This is a genomic window from Pseudoalteromonas sp. A22, from assembly GCF_018141345.1.
Lineage (GTDB): Bacteria > Pseudomonadota > Gammaproteobacteria > Enterobacterales > Alteromonadaceae > Pseudoalteromonas > Pseudoalteromonas maricaloris.
Genome location: NZ_CP047238.1, coordinates 4,028,294 through 4,052,008 on the forward strand (window position 1 = coordinate 4,028,294; position 23,715 = coordinate 4,052,008).

The 23,715-nt window shown below is 44.1% G+C and carries 11 protein-coding genes; 1 reads left to right on the forward strand and 10 read right to left on the reverse strand.

Annotated elements, in window-relative coordinates; translation table 11 throughout:
- Window positions 1-40: 40 nt before the first annotated feature.
- On the reverse strand, window positions 41-3,169 hold the full coding sequence (locus GSF04_RS22985) for a lantibiotic dehydratase (protein WP_211858911.1): 3,129 nt from the start codon (window positions 3,167-3,169) through the stop codon (window positions 41-43).
- A 9-nt stretch (window positions 3,170-3,178) separates the two neighbouring features.
- A complete protein-coding gene (locus GSF04_RS22990; RefSeq protein WP_211858912.1) occupies window positions 3,179-4,384 on the reverse strand; it encodes a lanthionine synthetase C family protein in 1,206 nt (401 codons plus the stop codon).
- A gap of 230 nt (window positions 4,385-4,614) precedes the next feature.
- On the opposite strand from GSF04_RS22990, the gene GSF04_RS22995 reads away from it, so the two are divergent.
- Window positions 4,615-4,815 carry a hypothetical protein gene (locus tag GSF04_RS22995; RefSeq protein WP_039493184.1) on the forward strand — a complete coding sequence of 67 codons (201 nt, stop codon included), beginning with the start codon at window positions 4,615-4,617 and terminating at the stop codon, window positions 4,813-4,815.
- Window positions 4,816-4,866: 51 nt separating this feature from the next.
- Here GSF04_RS22995 and GSF04_RS23000 read toward each other — a convergent pair whose 3' ends face one another.
- From GSF04_RS23000 to GSF04_RS23035, 8 genes are all read right to left on the reverse strand, one after another.
- Window positions 4,867-7,011: a peptidase domain-containing ABC transporter gene (locus GSF04_RS23000; protein WP_211858913.1), complete on the reverse strand. Its 2,145-nt coding sequence runs from the start codon at window positions 7,009-7,011 to the stop codon at window positions 4,867-4,869.
- Window positions 7,012-7,028: 17 nt separating this feature from the next.
- Complete coding sequence (locus GSF04_RS23005; protein ID WP_211858914.1) at window positions 7,029-8,273, reverse strand: HlyD family efflux transporter periplasmic adaptor subunit; 1,245 nt, start codon at window positions 8,271-8,273, stop codon at window positions 7,029-7,031.
- Window positions 8,274-8,432: 159 nt separating this feature from the next.
- The gene (glmU, locus tag GSF04_RS23010) at window positions 8,433-9,794 is read right to left on the reverse strand and encodes a bifunctional UDP-N-acetylglucosamine diphosphorylase/glucosamine-1-phosphate N-acetyltransferase GlmU (protein ID WP_211858915.1); all 1,362 of its coding nucleotides are present in this window, start codon (window positions 9,792-9,794) and stop codon (window positions 8,433-8,435) included.
- A 326-nt stretch (window positions 9,795-10,120) separates the two neighbouring features.
- Window positions 10,121-10,330: a hypothetical protein gene (locus GSF04_RS23015; RefSeq protein ID WP_130127216.1), complete on the reverse strand. Its 210-nt coding sequence runs from the start codon at window positions 10,328-10,330 to the stop codon at window positions 10,121-10,123.
- A gap of 14 nt (window positions 10,331-10,344) precedes the next feature.
- The gene (locus GSF04_RS23020; protein WP_039493173.1) at window positions 10,345-11,964 is read right to left on the reverse strand and encodes a cyclic peptide export ABC transporter; all 1,620 of its coding nucleotides are present in this window, start codon (window positions 11,962-11,964) and stop codon (window positions 10,345-10,347) included.
- Between the two features lie 48 nt (window positions 11,965-12,012).
- A complete protein-coding gene (locus GSF04_RS23025; protein ID WP_130165225.1) occupies window positions 12,013-13,023 on the reverse strand; it encodes a TauD/TfdA family dioxygenase in 1,011 nt (336 codons plus the stop codon).
- A gap of 19 nt (window positions 13,024-13,042) precedes the next feature.
- Complete coding sequence (locus tag GSF04_RS23030; protein ID WP_211858916.1) at window positions 13,043-20,341, reverse strand: non-ribosomal peptide synthetase; 7,299 nt, start codon at window positions 20,339-20,341, stop codon at window positions 13,043-13,045.
- A complete protein-coding gene (locus GSF04_RS23035; protein ID WP_211858917.1) occupies window positions 20,338-23,715 on the reverse strand; it encodes a non-ribosomal peptide synthetase in 3,378 nt (1,125 codons plus the stop codon). The genes GSF04_RS23030 and GSF04_RS23035 overlap by 4 nt, the downstream gene beginning before the upstream one ends.

The following is a 23,715-nucleotide window of genomic DNA, read 5'->3' on the forward strand; positions in this document are numbered from 1 at the left end:
AATGAAAAAGGTTGGCAACCAAGCCAACCTTTTTCATTCTCTAAGAAACTTTAGACTCAGAGAAGTACTTTCGTCTCAACATATCATGAATAACAAATTCCTGTTCTCGACCATAAGCTTTAAACATACGGTTGTTATGCATATGCAAAAGAGAGCCGAGTAATGATTGTATACTCAAATTAAGTGAACCTGACTTTTCTAATGTCAAAATTTCCTTCACCACTGGCTCTGCCTGCTTCTGCCACGCCTCTAACAGCGCCAACATCGCTTGTTGCGTCTCATCACATTGCGCTAAGCTCGCAATATTAAGCTTGGTAAAGTCATCATCGAGCTGAGTTTGGTGATCGCGATAACGATTACCGAGCTGCTTTCTCAGCGCGCTACTCTCATTGAATTCTTTACCAAACCCTGCGCGCAATGAAGAGATCAGTGATAGCTTTTGTTCCGCATCATAATCAAATAGCGTCAGCAAACGGTTAGTACAAGCCAATGCGATACGCCAACGGACATCTTCTCCGAACTCTTCAACTAGCTGACAACTTTTCGCAATAAGCTCACTGTCAAACATAAACAAGCTTTCGATCAAAGTCATCGATTGCGGACCGCCGTAGCGCTCGACTTCTCGCTCATAAGTCATTAATTCAACTTTATGCAGCTGAGAGCTCTCTATCATAGGTGACAATAGCTGATTGAGTTTTGGCAATAACTCTCCACAAAGCACTGCTGGCTGGCCTTGGAAGCGTAAGCGTAGATGCCAATCCGGATCGCCATAGCGAATAAAGAACCACTTATCGAACAATGCACTATTTTCCTCAATAAGCGGCAATAACTGCTCATAAAGTAGCTGCTCAACAATGGTATTACCTGAATATATTTTTAAGCTAAGCCACTCGGAACCCGCACTGAAGCGCCGAGAGATTGGTGTGGCGGTAATATTTTCTAGTGGCTTTTCTGCAAAGTGCGTATGAGGAGCCGCATTCTCATTAAGTAAAGGAACAATGATTTCATTAGCGTAATGACGACCTTGCGCATCCGTTACACGCGGCGTCAGTTGATATGCTAATACTTCGCTGAGCTCAACCGTATTGCGGCCTTTGGTTTCCATCAGCAACACTTCTACCATCGCACTTTGGCTTAAGTTCAAAGTTAAAACATTATCTCCTGCGGCAAAACTGACCCAATCATCTAACAAATACTTCTCTCTGAGCTGTTGAAGCTTATTTGCGTCGATGTGTTGATTAACTAATAACGCTTCAAGTTCTTTGCGTTCAATACGCCATGTTTTCTCATGTAAAATCAGGTTATCTAACATGATGCGCGGCACATAAGTAGCGTTTCTTAGGCTTGAAGGCAGTGAAAACTTGGGCGTTTCACTTTCTTGATGCTGCAACATACACAGGAATTTATAAGCGCTCAAGCTTCGAGCAGAAAAGTTATGTGCACTCGACAAACGCGGAATAATGCGTTTATTGAGTCGCTTACTCCAGAGTTTAACCTGCTGGCTTTCGACCCAAACATACAGATCACTTAGCGGGATCTGGTATTCAAGGTCTAGTGAACTGTCTGCCATAAAAACGATTTCGTACTGCCGTAAATGTGGCCTCGCAATCACGTTACCAGGCCTTCCCTCAGGCATATGTACAATTTCTGCGAAAATAACCTCTTCACTGTGACTATGTTCTTGCTCTAAATGATGAATAACCGACTCTTTTAATGTCTCATCAAGGTGGCAGAAACGACCCAAAAGATTAGCTGCCGACGGCCCATAGCAGCCATTGAACTTGAACACAGGATTCGACTTTTCATCCTCAAATAAACTCAACATCACAGCCATTGAACGTGGCAAGTTAAGTTCTACTTTATCCTTAACTTTTTGCTTCAATTCGCTACTGGTCAGGACCACACAGCTTTTGCCTAAATTACTTGGCAATGTCACAGCCTGCTCAATAATGTGATCCAGTTCGGTATAGTCAGGGGCGCTAGCTTGTCCGCTACTCGCTCTACCCAACTGTAAACCACCTACTAGCGGGGCATCATAGCCAGTTTCAGTGGAGACACTAATACCCGACTCATCATCCAACACCATATCCAAAGGTACAAATTGACCTTCAAACCGGGTGTTGAACTTATTAATAAAGTTCTCAAGTGGGTTATGCTTAGCGCTGCGATTTAAGCTCGCGATCAATTGCAGTTGTTTATTCACCCTTGCAACTTCTTGCTGTGACATTTCACAATGTAAAAAAGCGCGATAAGTATCTGATTGGAAAAGTTTGTTTTCTTGAACTTTAACCGGTAGCTCAGAAAGGTATTTAAAAATGGTTTGGTATTGCTCAGGCTTCGCTTGTCCCGCTTCATCCATCACTGCAAGGTCATGACTCGCCTGCTCCAACTTGGCGTAAACTTCCACAGGCGCAACATTTTTCAACGCTTTAATCAACGCGATGTCGGGACTTTCACCAGTAAGTGGTAGCGGAATATCGGGAATTAATACCCCTTCACTGATGAGCTCTTCAAGGTATGCACTAACTTCCTCATATTCTGCTTCACTATAGCGCAAACAAAATTGCTCAATGAGCTGAGAAAAGCTTAGCTTCTGTTTCGCCAGTTCCAGCATAGTGATGAAGTACTCATCACTATCAACGGCACTCAGGCGATACTGCATGGTGTCATCAGAAAGGTAAGTTTCGATGTAGCGGCACTGATCTGCTATAAAGTAATGAGATGGATTAGGTAAATAAGACAAATTATCTGATTTTGCTTCAGTTTCTGCTAAATGAGAGCGAATTGCAGACAGCAGAAACATGTCTAAGCGAGTTTTGCGGGAATCATGCTCTGCGCTATCACTCACAAGACGAGTTTCTGAGCCGATTTTACCCGTATGGACACCAGAAAAAAGACCAAAAGGTGTAGGTCGTGAAGACATTCGAATGAGGTATCGCAATAGCGCCAATGCGACTTTTTTCCCCTGCTTGGAGTTCGGCTTTTCACGCCACTGTTCCAATCGCTCTAATAGAGATGGACTTGCAACGTACAAAGCTTCCATCACCCCTGGTGTGGCAAGCCAGGCACTTAACATCGCATTACTATCTTGCTGATTGAACAAGGTCTCAATCGGCAGTTTTGGTGTTCGCAGAACAAAAAAGGAGTCTGTTGTTATTTTAGCTGGCATAGATACTCCTTAACTCATTAACAGACAATCGGTCCAATCAAGATTGTCATCCAGCACACCGATGAGCGCTAAACCAATACCCGCAAAACCCATTAAAAAGCTATGATCTTCCTGGTGTGCCTTTTCCAGACCGTTATATGAATACAGGGCTTCTAGTCCACGTTCTTGGTACTGATTTAAGCCATAATCTAACCAAGTTAAGGCGGCCTGCTGTAACTTAGGATGAGGCATAACTTGGTTGAGTAGTTGATAAATGGTTACCAACCCAAAAAAACCATGACAAAGTCCGGCATCGTTAATATGGCCTTGCTTCGCGTCTCTATCGACGTTAAACAACGCGATTTCCAGTGCCTGTTCAACATAACTTGGCTTGTCTAACGCATGCCCAGCTCTTGCAAGTGTTAACGCAATCGTTAAGTCACCATAGCACCAACCCAAGCGAGAATGGTGCTCATCTCCTGCACATGATCCAAAGCAAGCTTTCTTATCATCAGCATGACTTTGTTGTTCAAGCAGCCAATCACAGCCCGCAACGACCAGTTTTTGCGCCCGCAGCTTTACTTTTTCGTCCTGAAGCGCAGGAATAAGAGCGGCGATAATGCCAGGAACACCATGTGCCAGACCTAGATTAAATTCGTGACTTTCCGTATCTTCTTTATCAAATCTATATACCGATTGCTTCGGCTGAGACCAAGCAACCTGCTGACCATCTAGCTCTACCGCAACCGACTCGTATCCCGTAACAAGACGATCAAACAAAGTACTTTGTTGTGTTTTTTTTGCACGACGTGAGATATAGGGAGAATATCCGGCAAGGCCTAACACCATTTCGATTTCTCCTGTCCAAGGAGAAAAGTCGAGTGCAGTGTCAAAGAAATTATCTATCTCCTCCAGCAGAGCAGGATCATACTCTTCGTCCTCATACTGGTTAAAATACTCAAGCACCCAAGCTTGCCCAGCTAGCCCTGAACTCAGTTCAGGGGTTTGCTCTGCCAATTCATTTTGGAGCTTATCTAGCGCCAGATGAAATTTTTCCTCATCGACCCAAGCATCATTAAAGTTTGCAGCTCGAAATAAAAACAATAAGTGCCCAGCTAAACCACTAAGCAAACCGTTACTGTTCACGGCTTCAAGATTTGATTCAACCTGCTTGGCTAGCTTTTCCACTATAGACAGGATTTGTTCTTTTTTTTCTAAATCTAACGCCTTTAGCATACTTATCCTTGTTTCAACTCTTAATTATAATTTCTGTACTCACCATAGGTAAGTTAACCTTTTGTTTAGCCAAACTCAAATTTTGATATAAAGGTTGCCATAAAAAAACAATGTATTGACATTTATTCAAACTAACACTAGCTTAACTTTTGTACACACGCATTCAATGCGTGTAGCAAAAGGATTGAAATAAAGGACTACTATTAACCAACATAAGTAAGGAAAAACGAATGAAATTGACACTAAACAAAAAGTGCATAAAAGCGCTCTCAAATGACAGCAAATCTATTCCAGCAAATATGACACCTCAAATTGCTGGCGGTGATGTTCAGGCTAATTCTCCGGCAGGCTCTCTATTCACAGATCGCTATGGCGATTGTTGGACAGGTCGTAACCACTCTTGCCGTGAGCACACTTGCCAGATCCCATAATTTGCTACAGCAGTAAGCCTTAAAATAAAGCGAGCTGCATGCTCGCTTTATTTATTCAGATCCCGATGTCGAGGTTTGTTCTTCCCCTTCATGGTGCACAGGCCTTTTGAGCTTAATTTCCCGATCCGCCGAGGCAATGGTTTCTTTCCGGTGCGCAATGATCACGCGAGTAATTTTCAACCGTGATACAGCTTCATTGATATCCTCTTCCAGCCCAGTATCAAGGTGACTCGTTGCTTCATCCATAAACAGTATTTTCGGATCTTTATATAGAGCACGCGCCAAGATGATCCGCTGCTTCTGACCACCAGATAAGCTTGACCCCATATCACCAATCAAGCTGTCATACCCCATTGGCATATCGCTAATATCATCATGGATAGCTGCTAATTGAGCACAATGCACCACTTTTTCCATATTGATTGGTGAATCAAAAAAGGCGATATTATCAGCCACAGTACCGGATAGGAGCTCATCGTCTTGCATCACCGCAGCTATCTGCTGACGATACTGTCTTGCGCCAATTTGGTTAAGAGATATACCATCCACCAAAATTTCACCGCTGGATGGTTTATTTAGCCCCAGCATTAACTTAAGTAACGTCGACTTACCGCAACCGGAAGGCCCTGTGATTGCTACTGACTCGCCCGCATTGATTGTTAAGTTTAATTTGTCAATGACATTTGGTGTTGCGTCTGAATATGCGAACGACAGATTTTTTACTTCAATTTTGCCTTCGATATTCAGTTTGCGATATTGATCTGGTTGTAACTCTTCTTTGTCCGTTAAAGCAATATCAGCGATACGGTCAAAGTGGAGGCCTAACATTTTAAACTCAATGAGCTTTTCTATAAGATTTGCGGTCTTATCCATAAACTGACGCTTGTAAGACATAAAAGCAAACAGCATACCGGTACTAAATCCACCAGCAATCACCAAGTGCGCCGCCAAATAAACCACAATGATATTTTCGATACCAAATAGCGCCCGGTTAATCGCGTCATAGCCAATTTTAAAATTGCCCAAGCGGATATTGTGGTTAATCGCACTCGCATAGCGATTTTGCCACTGTCCTTCTCGCTTCACCTCTGAGCCAAATAATTTAATTGTTTGGATCCCGCGTACCGTTTCCATAAAGTTGGAATTTTCTTCCGCGCGCGCCATGATTTCTTGCTCACTGATATTGCGAAATGGCTTATACATGAGCATTCTGATAATCGCGTAAGTGATCACGGCCACCAACACAACCGCTGATAACATAGGGCTGTAAAAGAAGATCATCGCTAAGGTAATAATCGCCATTAAGCCATCAATAATCGCTTCAATGACTCCCGTTGTAAGGAGCTGCTTTACTTGCTGAAGAGAGCCGAAGCGAGAAACAACATCCCCCATATGGCGCTTCTCAAAATAGGCGATGGGTAAGCGCACTAAGTGGTGAAATAGGTTCGCCCCCAGTTGAATATTCATCTGATTACCAAAGTGCAGCAAGGTAAAGCCACGTAGCGCATTGGTAGCGATTTCAAAAAGCAGTACTAAAAAGAACCCTATCGCCAGCACCGTCAAGAGAGAGGTGTCACCAGTGAGTATGACATCATCTATAACCAGCTGAATATAATAGGGCGCTGCCAGCGTAAATACCTGTAGCAAGATGGATAACATAAAGATAAGCAGCAGTGAGCGTTTTAAGCCCGTAATACGGCTCCAAAAATCTGAGAATCTAAGGCTCGCTTTTTGCTCTTTCTTTTCAAAGTCTTTGGTTGGCGTTAACTCCAATGCCACGCCAGTAAAATGCTTAGAGGCTTCTTCCATCGTAAAGGTTTTTTCGCCACCAGCGGGGTCATGGATCACGATGCGCTTTTCGTTGGCTTTTTTAAGCACCACAAAATGGTTCATATCCCAATGTAGAATTGCCGGTGCTTGCAGCGCATCTAGATCTTCAAGCTCAATTCGCAGAGGCCTTGAAGTTAAATGGAGCTTTTCAGCAAAGTGCATAATATCGAGCAGCGTACAACCCTCGATTGAAATACTAAAACGCTGCCTTAAGCGAGTTAAATCAGTGCGATAACCATGATATCCAGCAACCATAGCAAGACTCGCAAGGCCACACTCTGCCGCTTCTGATTGGATGATCACTGGTAAAGATTTCCGCGACCAAAACTCTAACTTATTGGCTGCACCTTCATGTTCCATTTCCATATCAACCCTTTTACTTCTTATAACTGGCCTTTGATGCTAAATACTGGGTCAAACAACCAACGCAATAAAGAGCGTTCTTCTACCACAATATCCGCATCAAGCGTCATACCTGCACGCAAGACTGTATCTTTACCATATGCTTTTACTGCTTGTTCATCCAACGCAACCACTACACGGTACGCAGGCTCTTGAATAATGCCTGGCATGTTAGTTTCCTCAGGCAAGATGACGCTGTTACTAAGCTCTACAATCTTTCCTTTGTATATACCAAACTTTTCGTAAGGAAACGCGTGGTAGCGCAATTTTGTTTCCTGCCCCTCTTTGATAAAACCAAAAGCCGAAGTTGGGATATAAACAATTGCTTGCATATCACTATCTTCAGGGATAAGGGTCAGTAAATGCTGACCTATGGAGACATTTTTGCCAAGCTTAGCAAGCAATCCAGTGACAACACCGGATTGGGCCGCGCGGACTTCACCAAGTCGCTCCTGCTCGATGGATGAGATTTGGATAAGCAGGTCAGCTTGCTGCGATTGCAGCTGAGAAGTTCGGTTTTGATGTTCAATCGGCAATTTCGCCAATTGATTTTTGATGTTTTTAAGCTGTGACTCAAGCGCTATGCGTTCTGAACGGATTGAAGAAGCTTGCTGCTTTAATGAAAGCAAGGTGTCTTTTTGGCGCTGTAATTCTAGTTCAGAAATATAACCAGTGCCTTTTAACGTCGCAATTTGCGATACTAAATCTTGATTAAGTAGTAGCCGCTCCTGGAACGTGCTTGCTTGGCTCTCAAGTTCTTTTAACTTTTCTTTTACGGTCGTTTCTTGTTGCTGTAGCTCTTCGATATCAAGCTGGTACTGTCCACGTAGTTGCTCAATCTGCTGTAGTAAGTTCTTTTGCTGAAAGCGATATTGATTCAGTAATGCTTGATTCAATTCAGTGGCTTCGGTGCTATGTTTTGCAGATGCAATTCGCAGCAAAGGTTGCCCAGCAGCGACTTGTTCACCCTCTTTGACCAACACTTCAGACACCACCCCCTGTTGCATTGCAGCAACACGCAGCAATCCACCACTGGGCTCAATAACGCCAGACACTCTTTCCTTTCTGGTATAGCTACCACTTGATAGAAACACGATACTTAAAATCACAACCGTTAAAATGAGTAATCCCAAAGTCTTAAATACGGGCGGTTGGATTAAGCTAATTGTGCCCTCTAAGCGGTGCTGTTTATGCTCTAACACCTCACGGCGAAATAAATTTTCCATAGCACTTATCGGGTAATATTATTGTTAATATTTTTTTATTGAAAATACAATGTACCACGGGTGGTAACAGAAAGGAATGAAATAAGGCAAGTCGCACTTGCCTTATTTAGGTTTAGAAATATTTAACGCTATCTGTATGATATTAAAAATTAAATAATATTATGATTTCTTTATTGGACGCTGCCAGCCATCCAAGTTACGCTGTTTTCCTCGCGCGACTGCCAATTGCTCATCTTTAACACTTGAGGTAATCACTGAGCCTGCACCAATCGTTGCCGTACTACCAATTTCAACCGGTGCAACTAGTGATGAATTAGAGCCAATAAAGGCATTATCACCGATAATGGTTTTTGACTTATTCACACCGTCATAGTTACAAGTGATGGTCCCGGCACCAATATTCACTTTTTCCCCAATTTCAGCATCTCCAAGGTAGGTCAAGTGATTAGCTTTTGAACCTTTACCCAAACGAGATTTCTTCATCTCGACAAAGTTACCAATATGAGAATCTTCTTCCATTATCGCGCCAGGACGCAAGCGAGCAAATGGACCTAAAGTACACTTATCAGCAACCTGCGCATCTTCGATAAGCGTATTAGCTTTAATAACTACACCATTGCCGATTTTACAGTTTTTAAGTACGCAGTTAGGACCAATAACGACATCATCGCCAATTTCAACATGGCCTTCAAATATCACGTTAACATCAATCTGAACATCTTCGCCAGTTATTACCTGTCCACGCACATCAATGCGAGCAGGATCCGCTAAACTAGCACCATTAATCATCAAGGTTTCAGCTTGCCAAGTTTGATAAGCGCGCTCTAAAGCAGCAAGTTGCACACGGTTATTCGCACCTTCTACTTCCATCTCATCATCAGGCTGTGCAGAAGTAATTTCTACCCCTTCGCGGTGCGCCATCGCCACAATATCAGTGAGATAATATTCACCTTGTGCGTTATTATTCGATAGCTGTCCAAGCCACTTTTTCAATAATCCACCGTTAGCCGCCATTATGCCTGTATTGATCTCGGTAATAGCAAGTTGCTCCGCAGACGCATCTTTTTGTTCGACAATACCAACCAATTTGCCATTTTCTCGCAGCATACGGCCGTAACCTGTCGGGTTTGCTAAATCAACAGTGAGTACCGCAAGGCCTTTAGCTGGCGTCACATCCAGCAAACGCTGTAGCGTGCTCAGCTTTGTGAGAGGCACATCACCATAGAGGATCAGTACTTTATCGTCATCACTGATATGCTCCTTTGCTACCGCGACAGCATGACCAGTACCCAACTGCTCAGCTTGATGCACCCAGTTCACTTCATTATGTGATAACGCGGCTTGTAGCTGCTGCGCACCATGACCGAAAACTAAATTGGTAGACTGCGCGCCCAATGAGACCGCATTGTCGATAACATGCTGAACCATCGGCTTTCCAGCGATAGGGTGAAGTACTTTTGGCAACTTAGAGCGCATGCGAGTGCCTTTACCCGCAGCAAGAATAATTGTATTTAACGGCATGAACACAGGATCCTTTTTCTTGTGTCAAAAAACAAACGTACGGTTCAATACTCTTGTCTTTAATTCGGTCACTTCATTGTGCACCGTAATACTGAAATGGCTTTAGCAGACAACAAGCACTTACTAAGTACAAATTGCGCAATATTGTAGCGAGGATTGGTGAGAAAGGTAAGAGTGTACTTTTCTTCCGCACAGCGGTTTAGTCAAAAAATACGTTAAAAGAATGCAATAGTACCTACAACACAGTCAGCTGAATCGTTTTAACACACTAAAAGTGAGCTAAAGTGGCACGAAGCTTTCGCCTCGCACCACTCAATGTTCAGCACTTATTTGGCTGGAACTTGGGGCGGAGTCGGCGTGGTTGGGGCTGGTCCGCCATCGCCTTTGGTAACGGTTACATGGCGTTCTTTCACCACTTCACCACCAACGGTGTACTGGGATTCTTTCACGGTCACTTCACTTTCTGCTCCAACAGCTTCGATATCCGTATTTTTTGGTGTTTCTGGGGTCTTGCGACCTTTGATAAAATCAAACATATGTGCTCCTTTAATTATGCAGCTTGTTGTTTTTTCTGGTTCAACTCTTCTGCCTGCCCCTGATCGAACTTGATATGGCGATCAGCGAGGTGAAAGTATTTGTCATCATGAGTTACCGCAATTACTGTTTTACCTTGCGACTTCAACCATGGCAGCAATTCTTGATAAAATAGCGCTCTAAAATGTGGGTCTTGATCCGCAGCCCATTCATCTAGCACGTAGATATCTTTATCTTCGAGAATTGAGGCGATCAATGCCAAACGCTTTCTCTGACCTTGAGAAAACTGTGTGGCGGAAAACCCTTCCTCATCCACGCTTAGCTTGTGATCCAATTGAAACTGAGCCAGCAATGTATTCGCCGTTTTTCTATCTACTGGGTCGCCTTTGGCGTCTAACAGCTCGCGATAAAGGTAGAAATCGGGCAGCACCATCGTAATTTTATCTCTATAGCTATCAAGTTGAGCTGCATGCACTTCCTGTTCATCTACTTTTATTACGCCCTTTGAGGGTGTGTAAAGACCCAATAGCAAGTGTAAGAATGTTGACTTACCACTGCCGTTACCACCGGTAATAAAAATAATTTCTCCTTTATTAAACGTCAGATTCAGTTTCGGCAAAGAAAAAGCGGTATCTTCTCCTTTCGCTTCATAAGCGAAAGAGACATCTTTAAAAACTAACTTATTCCAGTTGTCTGAAAGCGGCGTGTGCTGATCCGTAGTTAATCCACCTTGCTCACTGCCAAGCTGTAAAGATTCGATTTTTTGCATCGAGACGCGTGCCCGAGCGATGTTTTGCCATAGATTCATCACATACCCAAATGGTGCCGCAATGTAAGTTACGATAAGGATATAACTCATTACTAATTCAGTGCGCTGTAGATAATGACTGACCGCAACTATGGTGCCCAACGTGATGAAAATCACCACCTGACTTATATTGCGGTTAATGTCCCAGGCAAAGCCATATTCACGCTCGCTGCTGCGTAACTCAGTCATCACTGGCTGTAGGCGCTTCTCAAAAAAGTACTGGCGTCTCGCTTTGTTGACTGTTAATTGTTTCGCGCCATCTAAAATGCCCTTATAGCCCTCAAATACATGGTCTTGATGTTCACGCATTTGGTTCGCGGCCTTGGTTATTTTTGTCATTACTATTTTTGTGATTAAAAATGACACTAACGCAGCTAATACAAGAATGCCAAACATGACTTCAGACAGTACAAATAGATAACCGAAACAAGCCAACAACAGAAAACTGTTATAAACGAAAGCTGGCATCTCAGCGAGCGCCCCCGAGATAGCATTCACATCATTGGTCAGAACGTTATATAGTCGCGCTCTACCAGCTTTTTCTAGTTTGTCGTAATCGGTTCCCAAAATTCGACTAACTAGGTTTTGGCGCACACTGTTTACTGTGCCTGCACTGTATTGAGAGAGAAAGTAACTCGTCGTCATTGAAGCCGCTAATAGAAACGTGACTAATACCGCAAACACAACAACCTCTAGAGGCTGAAAACCGGTTTCCCCACTTTCCCCTATCATATGAAACAAAGCTATCGATGTAGCCGCAGTAAACAAACTAGCGAGCCCCGATAAGAACATGATCTTTTTGAATTTTTTAATATAGTAAAGCAACATAATAAACCTGCTATTTTGGGGCTCGCAGTCACGAGCCACATGACTAACTTATAGTTCCACTGGCTCGCCCATTGAAACAACAATCCGACGCTCGCCTTTGAATGGATCGCGGCCGTGTGATACCAACATGTTGTCCATCAGTAACACATCGCCTTTTTCCCACAAGAAAGTCACGGTCGCTTTTTTATAGGCTTCGTTAATATGCTCAATCACGTCGTCAGGGATCACAGAGCCGTCGCCATACATTGTGTTATAAGTTAACGCTTCTTCGCCAAACTGAGACACCAACTCTTTTCTAATCACTGGACACAAGCTTGACGGATGCCAGAATGCAGCATGGTTAAACCACACCTTTTCACCGGTATGAATGTGATCGCGAATAGCAGGACGCACTTGGCGAGTACGGATTTGATCGGCACTGATAATTTCCAACTCCACATCCGCTTTCTGACAGTATGCTTTAACTTCTTCAATATCATCAGTGTTGAATGCTTTTTGCCACGTTGGGCCTAAGCCATTGCCATAGTTGCGTACTAACATCCAACCATGCTGTTCAAACTTGGCTTTAATATCAGCGTCAATATAGTCATGCACTTTTCTAACGTCTGCGATAGGTGTCGCACCGCGCTCCTCTGCTGGGATCATGCAGCTAAATGCAATCTTCATTGGCCATTGTTTAACGTATGACAACTCGTTGTGCTGTGCGATGCTCAATTCATTAGGAAACTCAGTTGAGGTGTAAGCACCTTTGCCGAGATTGGTACGAGGTGTCGCGCCTTCCATATATTTTGCGAGCGTCGGAATAAACTCATTTGCGACGTCACGGAAGTCGTCTTCATTCTGTAGATTAAAACCACGTAATAGAATTGCACCGTATTGTCTCAGCTGCTGATCTATTTTTGCTGCATTGTCAGCAACCCACTGCGCAGCACTGTGTGTTCCGCTAGTATCTTCAATTACAAGCGGGAAATCTGGACCTTCAGGTAAAAAACGCTCCTGAAGTGCAGCTGGCATTTGACCGTTGTATTGCTCTTTGAAAATTACAGTATCTTTTAACATGGATATTTCCTTTTATATTTTAGTTTAAATATTTATTAATCAGTGTTTTAAGTTCGTTTTCTTTCATGATGGCATGATGATCTGTGTCCTCAATGCCAAATGCTTCACAATGTGATAAACGTGTTGACCATCCCTCTACAGCCGTAAAATCGCTGGCGTAAATTAGTCGAGCACTGGATGCAGAAGGAATGCAGGTATGGGCTGAAAATAATGCATGGTTATGGCTCAATATCTGCCACTGCATCTGTAAATCCATTAAGGTAAACGCTTCAGAGACTAGGTGCTGTGTCACACACAACTGATGAAGCATCGCCAGACGTTGCTCGTGATCCAAATGCTGTACATCTTCAACGGCAATGCCATCCAGCGATACCCCAAGTTCTTCGGCAAAAGCGCCTAACCGCTGTAATTCACTTTGTTCAATATTTCTATGTAGCTCAGGAATATATGAATCAATCATGGTCAGACTAAGTACTTTTTCTTGTGCCAACCTTTGCATGGTGTGACCAATTACTCCACCCATCGACCAACCGATCAGATGATAATTCGGGTGCTCGATATCAACCTCAAGCAAAGACAGATAATGTGTGGCCAGCGCAGTGATCGATCTAAATTGCAAGGTAGTGGATTGCAGCCCGTAAATAGGTGCATTCGTTTCCAATTCAGAAACCAATTGTGCATAGCAAGTCAACTGACCACCCACAGGGTGAATAAACACAATCGGGGGTTGTTGGTCATCGCCTTCACGCAAACACACAAGTTGTTTAAGGTCACCATAACTATCCATTGCATCCACTTTTGCTGCCAGTGAACTCAACGTTTGCTGCTGGAAAACATCTAGTGCATTGAGCTGCACATTGAACGTCTTTTTAATTGCTCGGACTAGCGCGACCGCTTGTAATGAGTTGCCACCTAGCTCAAAAAACGACGACCCCTTAAACAGCAGCGTATCCGTCGGTAGCCTTAATACTGCTTGCCATACCTCTGCTAACTTGCACTCCGTCTCAGTGCTTAAACTGTCCCCGGATGGCTCAACCTCGACTTGTGGTAATGCAGAAATATCCAGTTTGCCGTTGCGAGTAACTGGCCAGTGTGTCATGGCAATATATTGTTGAGGTATCATGTAGCTTGGTAATTTCGCACTTAATGTAGCGCTCAACCCAGTACTATCAAGCACTTCAGATACACCTTGTACATATGCCACAAGCATAGGAGTACCACTTGCTAAATAACTAATCATCACATGTGCCCTTACGACATCAGGCAAAGCGAAAAGATGCTGCTCTATTTCAGCCAATTCAATACGATATCCGTTTAGTTTCACTTGAGAGTCAGCACGACCTACGTAGTGCAAAATACCGTCTGAAAAACGCACGATATCGCCTGTTTTGTATAACCGAGCATGGCATGATTGATGGTAACCAAACGGGTTATCAATAAAGCAGCTGGCAGTTAGCTCAGGTTTACCTAAATACCCTTCTGCAACGCCTTCACCACTGATATATAACTCCCCACTCATTCCTTCTGCGACTAACCTTTGATGATCATCAAACACATACAAACGAGTATTAGATAACGGCACACCTAAATGTGGACAGGAGCCTGAGATTTCAGCAACCGTTGCATTGACGGTACATTCTGTTGGACCATAAACGTTCAAAGCCTTCCGATCATACTGGTGCTGCCACTTAACCAAACGCTGCCAAAGTGACTCAGAGATGGCTTCACCGCCTATGATAAGGTTTGGTAATTGCGCATCTAGGTCTTCGTCCAGCCACATTTCGACTAAGCTTGGCGTACAATCCAATACCGTCACGTTATTGTCGCTAAGGTATTCGCCCAGTTGTTGTGGTTGTAACTTAAGGGTTTCTGGTATCGGTGTTAACGCCATTCCAGCTATCAGCTGCAATAACCCCTGCAACGACGCATCAAAAACATAATTAGCATTCCATCCCCAGTTTTGTTCACCTTGGCATATTGGCCAACGTTGCATCTCTTCCATCAATGAAACTGCATTGCGGTGCGATACCATGACACCTTTCGGCTGCCCTGTAGTACCTGAGGTGTATATCACATAGGCAAGATCCTCTGCCGAGACGATAACAGGGGTAACTTCCCCAGCGACTTGTGCGACTTCTAACATATTGACGGTAGTGCTTGGGCACTGAGCGCTATCAAAGCGCGTCTGATAAGCTGGCTGTGAAATCAATAGACTGGCTTTAGCATCAGCTAGCACAAAATCAACTCGTTCTCGCGGCGCGCTTGGGTCTAGCGGCAAGTAAGCTGCGCCAGTAGTCATAATGGCTAACAAAGCAACGACCATCTCATCACTTTTGTCCATCTGCACAGCGATAACCTGTCCACGCTCAATACCATGAACTGTCTGGAGCACTTGCGCACACTTTGCTACACGCGATGCCAACGCTTGAAAGGTCCAATTTTGATCCTGCCAGTGAAGCGCGATGTTAGTAGCGTGCTTTGCTACAGTATCTGACCAACATGTGACCAAACTCTCGGCAACAACAGGCTGCGTTGAGTCTAGCGGATTCAACTTAGCGAGTAGTGCTGTGGTTTGAGCTTCGTTACAAAGCGTCAACGCGCTCATTGGTAAAGTCATGATATCGCGCTGCGAATTACCTTTTACCAACGCGCGTAACAACTGCATCATCTGCTCGGATAATCGCTCAATGCTCGATGCTTTAAATAGGCTAGTGTCGTATACCCAATTAACGGTTAACTGGTGGTCAGACAGCTCAAAATGAACATCTAAATCAAACTTGGTTGTGATCTTTCCATCCGTTAGCGAGGTAAACTGAACACCTGATAAAGCCTCTATCGAGTCTGCTTTATCAAACCGGAAGCTGTCTTCCCCATCCGTAGTCAACATTATCTGAAATACTGGGCTTATCGCTGCGGAGCGATTCACATTTAGCGCATCAACTACTAAATCAAAAGGCACCAAATTATGTGATTGTGCGGCAATATTAACGTCACGTATGTGAGCTAAATACTCTCCCAGAGTCGCAAAGTCGGTGTGCGCCGTTAGTGCAATGGTATTTACAAATAGTCCAATTAAATCGGCTAGCTTTTGATCATGCCTACCAGCCACCGGCGCGCCAATTACACACTGGGATTCACGGCCATGTTGTGCAACAACAAGCGACAACGCTGCATGTGCCAACATAAATGGGGTTAGATTATGCGTGCCGATAAAATCCTTTAACGCCAACGCTTCAGCCTTTACAAGAACCTGGGTTACAACGGCTCCAGCTTGCTGTTTAATTTTCGGCCGAGGAAAATCCAAGGTAATACCATGCTCTGCTGGTGCATCCTTAAGGCACTCCTGCCAGTGTTCAAGCGATGCTAAGCAGCTCTCACTGGTCAAGTATGTTTGCTGCCACACAGCATAATCCGTGTAATTAAGCGCATTATGCGGCAAGTTTGGTCTCTTACCTTCTTGCTCACCACGGTAGAGTTCGGCGAACTCGTTAAACAAGATGTTCATCGACCAACCATCGGTAGCAATATGATGCAAGCACAATAGTAAGGTACCCGAATTTTGCGCAGCACCATCAATGTAAGCCACGCGTATCAGCGGAGAACAGGTGAGATCAAATGATTCATTCAACTCACTTTGCACTCTCATTAACTCATCAGCATAGTGTTCTGCACTGGTATGGTAGTGAGCAATAGTAAATGCTGAAATTGGCTGAACCTGCTGTATCTCACCTTCATCGGTTTCATGGTAAGACGTTCTTAATACTTCGTGACGCTGAAGCAGGCTTAAAAACGCGCGTTCGGCTAAATCAATGTCAAAATCACCGCGAACTTCAAACTGATAATTTAGATTATATTGCGTACTACCATGACCAAGTTGGTCGATAAACCACATTCTGCGCTGTGCTGCCGACAAGGGATATCCCTGCTCCGAACTTGGCGCTTTGGTGACGCTAAGTAAGCTAGTGGTATGCTGATATTGCGCGACTAATTCGGTAAATTGAGCCAGTGTAGGCGCTTCAAATAAACATTGCACAGGCACTTCAGATTGTGCAGCATGATGAATTTTGTGCACGACATTCATCGCCAGTAGCGAATGGCCGCCGAGTTCAAAGAAATTACTTTCCATGCCAATGTGCTCTGGCGCAAGCTGCAGAGCAACAGCCCAAATATTGGCAACTACACTCGCTAAAGCGCTAGAGGGTGGTGTCAGTTTCGTAGCCGTATTACTTTGCTCACGCACCAGGCGGGCACGATCTATTTTGCCATTTGCGGTCAGTGGCATCGCTTCTAAAAGTACAATCTGAGCCGGGAGCATATGTAAAGGCAAACACGGAGTAAGTGCCTGTTTAATCGCCTCAACACTCTGTACCTGATGGCAAGTTACATAAGCAATCAAGCTTTTTTGCCCACCCTCAGTTTCGACTTGTACTGCGGCCTCTTTGACATCGGTTAGATTTGTTAGCGCTTGCTCTATTTCACCGATCTCGATACGAAATCCGCGGATCTTTACCTGATTATCGGTTCTGCCGATATAACAAACATTGCCATTTTCATCCCACTTAACCATGTCGCCGGTGCGATAAAGTCGCTCACTCGTAATTGAATCAACATGGACAAAACGCTCTGCTGTCATATCAGGTTTGTTTAAGTACCCTCTGGCAAGTCCCATTCCGCTTAAGTACAGCTCACCAACAACGCCAACGGCACTGCGTTGCTGCTCAGCATCCAAAATATAACAACCCGTACCTGAGATTGCCTTGCCGATTGGATATTGGACTCTCCCTACTTCTTCAATTTCATAGTAAGTACTAAATGTCGTATTTTCAGTCGGTCCATAAATATTCAATAAACGCATGGGCTTACCATTAGCTAATGCGCGATCAATAGTATATTTATCGAGTTTCTCTCCACCAACCATGACATTATTTAGTGAGGCAAATGCATCTGGACGAATAGCAATGATTTGATTAAATAGCGCCACAGTGATGAATACTGTGGAAATGTTCATGCGACGAACTTCATCAGCAAAGCGGTTGGCATCAAGTAAACAAGCCTTATCCATCCCATATAATGTTGCACCGTTTGCCAATGCTCCCCAAATCTCAAATGTGGCAGCGTCAAACGCGGTATTGGAAATGAATAAGATATTTTCAGCTGAACTCAATGAGACATAATTAGGGTTGTGTACTAATCGCTCAATACCTAAGTGTTCAACCATCACCCCCTTTGGTTTACCTGTCGATCCAGAGGTGTAAATAATGTAGGCAAGATCATCACCACTAGTAGTTAAATCAAGATTAGTACCACTGTGAGTTGCAATTTTAGCTTCAATTTCTAGCGCATCAACTGCCGCGACAGCAATCTCGTACTGCTCAAAAATGGGTGCTAACGCTGTCGTAGTCAGCACTTGCTCTAGCGCCGTATCTTCGATCATATATTGCAGCCTAGCCGCTGGATAATCGGGATCTAGAGGGACGTAAACCGCGCCAGCTTTGACAATCGCGAGCATGGCAATCACGAGCTCCGTAGAACGTTCGAATGTCACGCCAATGAATGCACCTTTACTTATACCTTGGCTTTGTAGGTATCTTGCTAATTGATTCGCTCGGGTATTTACTTCTCCATAACTCAGAGTGTTACCGGCGACACAAATAGCTGGTTTGTCTGGGTTGCTACCTGCCCGATGCTCTACATAGCTATGAATAGGTAAATTATTTCCCTGATATGCAGCGGATTGCTCCCATTCTTGTATCTGAGTAAGTTCGGCATCATCAATCAGCACAAGTTGCTCTATAGGAGTATCAATATTGTCAGCAATTTGCTTGCAAATGATCTGTAACTGGCGGGTCATTCTCGCGACGGTTTCGGCCTTAAACAGGTTAGTGTCAAATGAAAAGCTCACTTGAATGCCATCAACTGTGTCAACGATGTTTATTTGGATATCGTATTTTGCGCTTAGCTCTGCTGAGTCAAACGATTGCAACACGACCTCTCCTGCCAATGGGATCTCTGCCTCTGTGCTAATATCTAGATTGTTCTGTACGAGCGCAATTTGAAACAGCGGATGATAACCATTGCTACGCTCTGGTTTTAACGCCTCAACTAAATATTCAAATGGAATATCCTGATGCTCAAGCGCAGATTCATTCACTTGTTTGGCTGCCGACAACAGCTGGGCAAATGACTGCTTTGAGTCTAGGCGTAAGCGCAACACTAAGTTGTTAATAAAGCAGCCAAACGTTTTTTCTAGTTCTTTTTGCTTTCTACCCGCCACTGGCGTGCCCACGACAACGTCGTCACTACCTGCGTAGCGCCCCAGTACCACCGAAATAGCGGCATGAAACAACACAAATAATGATGTTTGCTGTGTTGTTGCCAACGCTTTTAGCTTGCGACTTAAAGAAGCTGATAACTGTGCAACTCTAAAGTCACTTCTACCACCGGTAGATGCCGGTCGCGAAAAGTCCAATGGGATACTATGAACGCTTGGCAAATCCTGTAATTGAGTTAGCCAGTAGGTCTTTGATCCCTCCACATTATCACTACGTAGCATCTCTGATTGCCAATTTGCATAATCGGCATATTGCACTGCAACGTCGGGAAGCTGTGGCGCAATACCATGAAATAAAGCGTTATAAATATGCTTGAATTCGTCAAGTAACAATGCCATTGACCAGCCATCAGCAGCAATGTGATGGACATTGAAGAACAAAATACCCCGCTCTGGAGATTGCCTTAAAAAACCACCTCGAAGCATGAGGTCATGTTCAAGATCAAAAGGCCTATCAGCATCCTTACGTACAAACTCAAGTGCAAGCGCCTCGCTTTCTGCAGCTGATAAATGACTATAATCTTCAATAATAAAGTCAACATCGCCCGCTTCACGTACCGTTTGCACCAGCTGTTCACCTTGGTAATGTACAACAGTACGCAATGCTTCATGACGAGCAACTATCATTTGCATTGTCTGACGAGCCATAAGCTCGTCAAACTCTCCAACCACGTGCACACCATTTGGCATATTGTAAGTCGCCGTAGCATCTGACATCTGCTGTGATAACCAAATTCGGCGTTGTGCAGAAGAAACGGGCAGAAGCCCATTTCTGTCTACTGGCGTAATACGATAACGCTGCCGTTCACCTTCTAGCGCAGCAAACCGCTGAATATATGTAATCAGAGCTGTTTTATTTTCCTTAAGCATCGCTATGAGTTCAGGGATCAGGTTACTCTTATCGCCAGTGATATTCAGGCTCTGGCCGTCCGTAGACAGCCTGAGGCCCAAAGTAGAGCACTGTTCAATGATGTGCTCTACACTCATATCACCATCCTTTCGTCATCATCACGCGCGACGCTGCTAGACATTACCAACTTTTGTTTCTCATAGAGCTCACACTGTTCAGCAAGTGCTTGAATAGTTGGGTTTTCCATTAGCACTTTTAATGGTATTTCAATGCTAAGTTGCTCACGGCAGGCACTCGCAACTCGGATCCCCAATAGAGAGTGACCGCCGATAGCGAAGAAGTTGTCGTCCATGCTGATAGACTCTTTGCCCAATAAATCCTGCCAAATGGTTTGTAAACGCGCTTCCATCTCTGATCTTGGCGCAATGTAGTCATCAATCACTTCTTCAAGCTCAATGCTAAGTAGCGCTTTACGATCCTGCTTACCATTTTTCGTTAACGGGATTTCTTCAACTTCAATGATGACGGCAGCAACCATGTAAGCGGGAAGTTTTGCTTTCATCCAATCACTGAGTCTATTTTGGTTTACATCTGCACCTGCCACGTAAGCGACTAGCTGTTCATCTTTAACGAGTACTGCGGCATCAGTTACACCCGCATCTTCCAAAATAACAGACTCGATTTCGTTTAGTTCGATACGATAACCACGTAACTTAACTTGGAAGTCACTACGTCCTAGGTATTCAATAGTGCCATCTGCCAGCCAACGCCCTAAGTCACCGGTTTTGTAGATACGACCAAAAGTAGCAGACTCGATGAAACGCTCTTCAGTTAACACTTCATTGTTAAAGTAGCCACGAGCAACCCCTTCACCACCAATGTATATTTCACCTTTTGCGCCAGCCGCTAACGGTGCTAGTGCATCATTCAAAATATAAGTCTGGCAATTCGGCAATGGACGCCCAATATTTGGTACAGACTCAGCGGTAATATCAGAGAAAGTCGCGTTAACAGTGCACTCTGTAGGCCCATAGACGTTGAGCGCAAAACGTTGATGTTCAGAAGCATGTGATGCCACTTTTTGCCATAATTCAGAGCTGATAGCCTCACCACCGATTAATAAATTCGGCAATGCAATTCCCTGCTCATTGGCTTCACGAAGCACTAAATCAACTAATGCAGGGGTGGTATCGAGTACGTCGATTTTATTTTCGGTAAGGTAACTAAGTAACTTGCTTGGATCCTTTCGCAATTCATCTTTTAGTAGATTAAGCTCCACACCAAAAGCCAACTGAGTCAGAGCCTGAACAGAAGCATCGAAAATCATCGGCGCGTTCCATGCCCAGCGATACTGACCTGAAACCCCACGCTCAGACAACAGCAGCTTCATGCTGTTTGCAAGATTCACCAAGTTACCGTGTTGAACTGCCACGCCCTTTGGCTTACCAGTTGAGCCTGATGTATATAACACGTAAGCCAATTGCTCAGCTGACAAGTTGATATCGTCGACACTGATCTCACCAGTTGCCACTAACTGTGTGTGATCGATAGTCAGAGTCTGACAGTTGATGTCTTTGAATTTATCGTTGTAATGAGACTGAGCAACAACGATATGTAGTCCAGTGTCAGCAATGATGTATTCGATGCGATCATTAGGTGCTCCAGCATCTAGTGGGACATATGCGCCACCCGCGTGCATCACAGCTAGTTGGGCAATTAGCTGTTCGATACTGCGGTCGACACAAATACCAACAGGAGACTCAGTTACCACGCCTAGCGCTGTTAATTGCTGAGAAAACTCACTGACTTTCGCTGCAAGCGCACCATAACTAATAGCTTCATCTTCAACTCGTAACGCGATTGCATCTGGATTTTGTTGTGCGAATTCAAAAATCGACTTAATCAGATTGGTTTTGTTTTCAAAGGTATGTTCATTCGCATTTTGCCAAGGCTGTAGAGTACCTTCTGTCACACCAGAAATTGTCGAGATTTTCTCGTCTCCATTAGCGATAGCATTTGCTAGCAACGCTTCAAATGATTGAGCAAAGTTCTCCATGGTATGTGCGTCGAACAGATCCGATTTATATTGCCAAACCAGTACTAGCTTTCCTTCTTCCACCGCGGCACTTAGCGAGATATCAAAGTTGACCACGTCAACACCTGAGAGGATTTCTTCCGGATCCGACATTTCTAAACCAGGGAGCTGGAACGTACCACTATCATGGTTTTGTAGTACAAACCACAGCTGGAACATAGGTTGATGACTGCTACTACGCTCAGGATTCAGGTCTTCAACAAGTGCATCAAACGGCAGGTGCTGATGTTCAAATGCCTCTAATAACGTAGTTCTATTGCTGGCGATAAGTTCATTGAAACTTGGATTACCTGACAAGTCGGTACGTAGTACTAAATTGTTTAGGAAGAAGCCAATGAGTGGTTCAACGTTTTGGTGAATACGACCTGCGACTGGCGTCCCCATAACGACATCTTCTTCGGCGCTCCACTGACCAACCAATAAGGCATAAATCGTTTGCAGCGCCATAAACTGTGTTACGCCCTGTTGTTGGCAGTATGTATCTAGTTTTTTCGTTAGCGCGACACTCAATTCACGGCGCAATGAATTACCTAAAAAGCCTTGCTGTGCTGGGCGACTACGGTCTAGTGGTAGGCTGTGTGTTGCTGGTAGGTCTTTTAACTGTTCGCGCCAGTAACCCACTTCATTTTCAAATACTTCACCTTGTAGCCATTGACGTTGCCAGTGTGCATAGTCCTTATATTGTACTTCCAACTCAACTAACGGATTCGGTTTGCCTTGACTGTACGCGGTATATACTTCTAAGAACTCTTTGACTAACACACCAAGAGACCAACCATCTGAAGCAATGTGATGCATGTTAAACAACACATAGTGCTCAGACCCTGACGCTTTAATTAACTGAACTCGCAGCATAGTGTCGTTTTGCAGATCGAATGGCTTTAGCGCATCTTGCTCTGCCAACGAACGGATCTCGTCGTACAGGTCATCTCCTTGCAAGTGAGTGAAATCAATAATGGTCACCGCACTATCGACCTGATCTCGGATCACCTGTTCACATTTATCGTTCGTTTCTTTGTATACAGTACGTAAAATCTCATGGCGCTCAATCACGGCATCGATCGTAGCAATGAAAGCTGCTTGGTTAAGGCTGCCATCTAGCTTAAATGCCGCAGACATATTGTACTGTGCAGAGCCTTGCTCAATACGGTCAATAATCCAAAGGCGCTGTTGAGCAAAAGATAGCGGAATAGGTCCATCAATCACCGCACGCTTGAGTTTTTGTTTTTCAACAGCACTTTTCTGTGCTGAAAATTTATTAATGAACTCAATAAGCTGCGCTTTATTTTCTCGTAAAATAGTGATCATTTCATTGCTCAATCCGCCTTTTGGCGCATCGATTTGCAAGTTGCCGTTCTCTACAGAGAGTCGAACTCCTTGCTCAAGACATTGATTTATTATTGTTTGTGTGTTCAT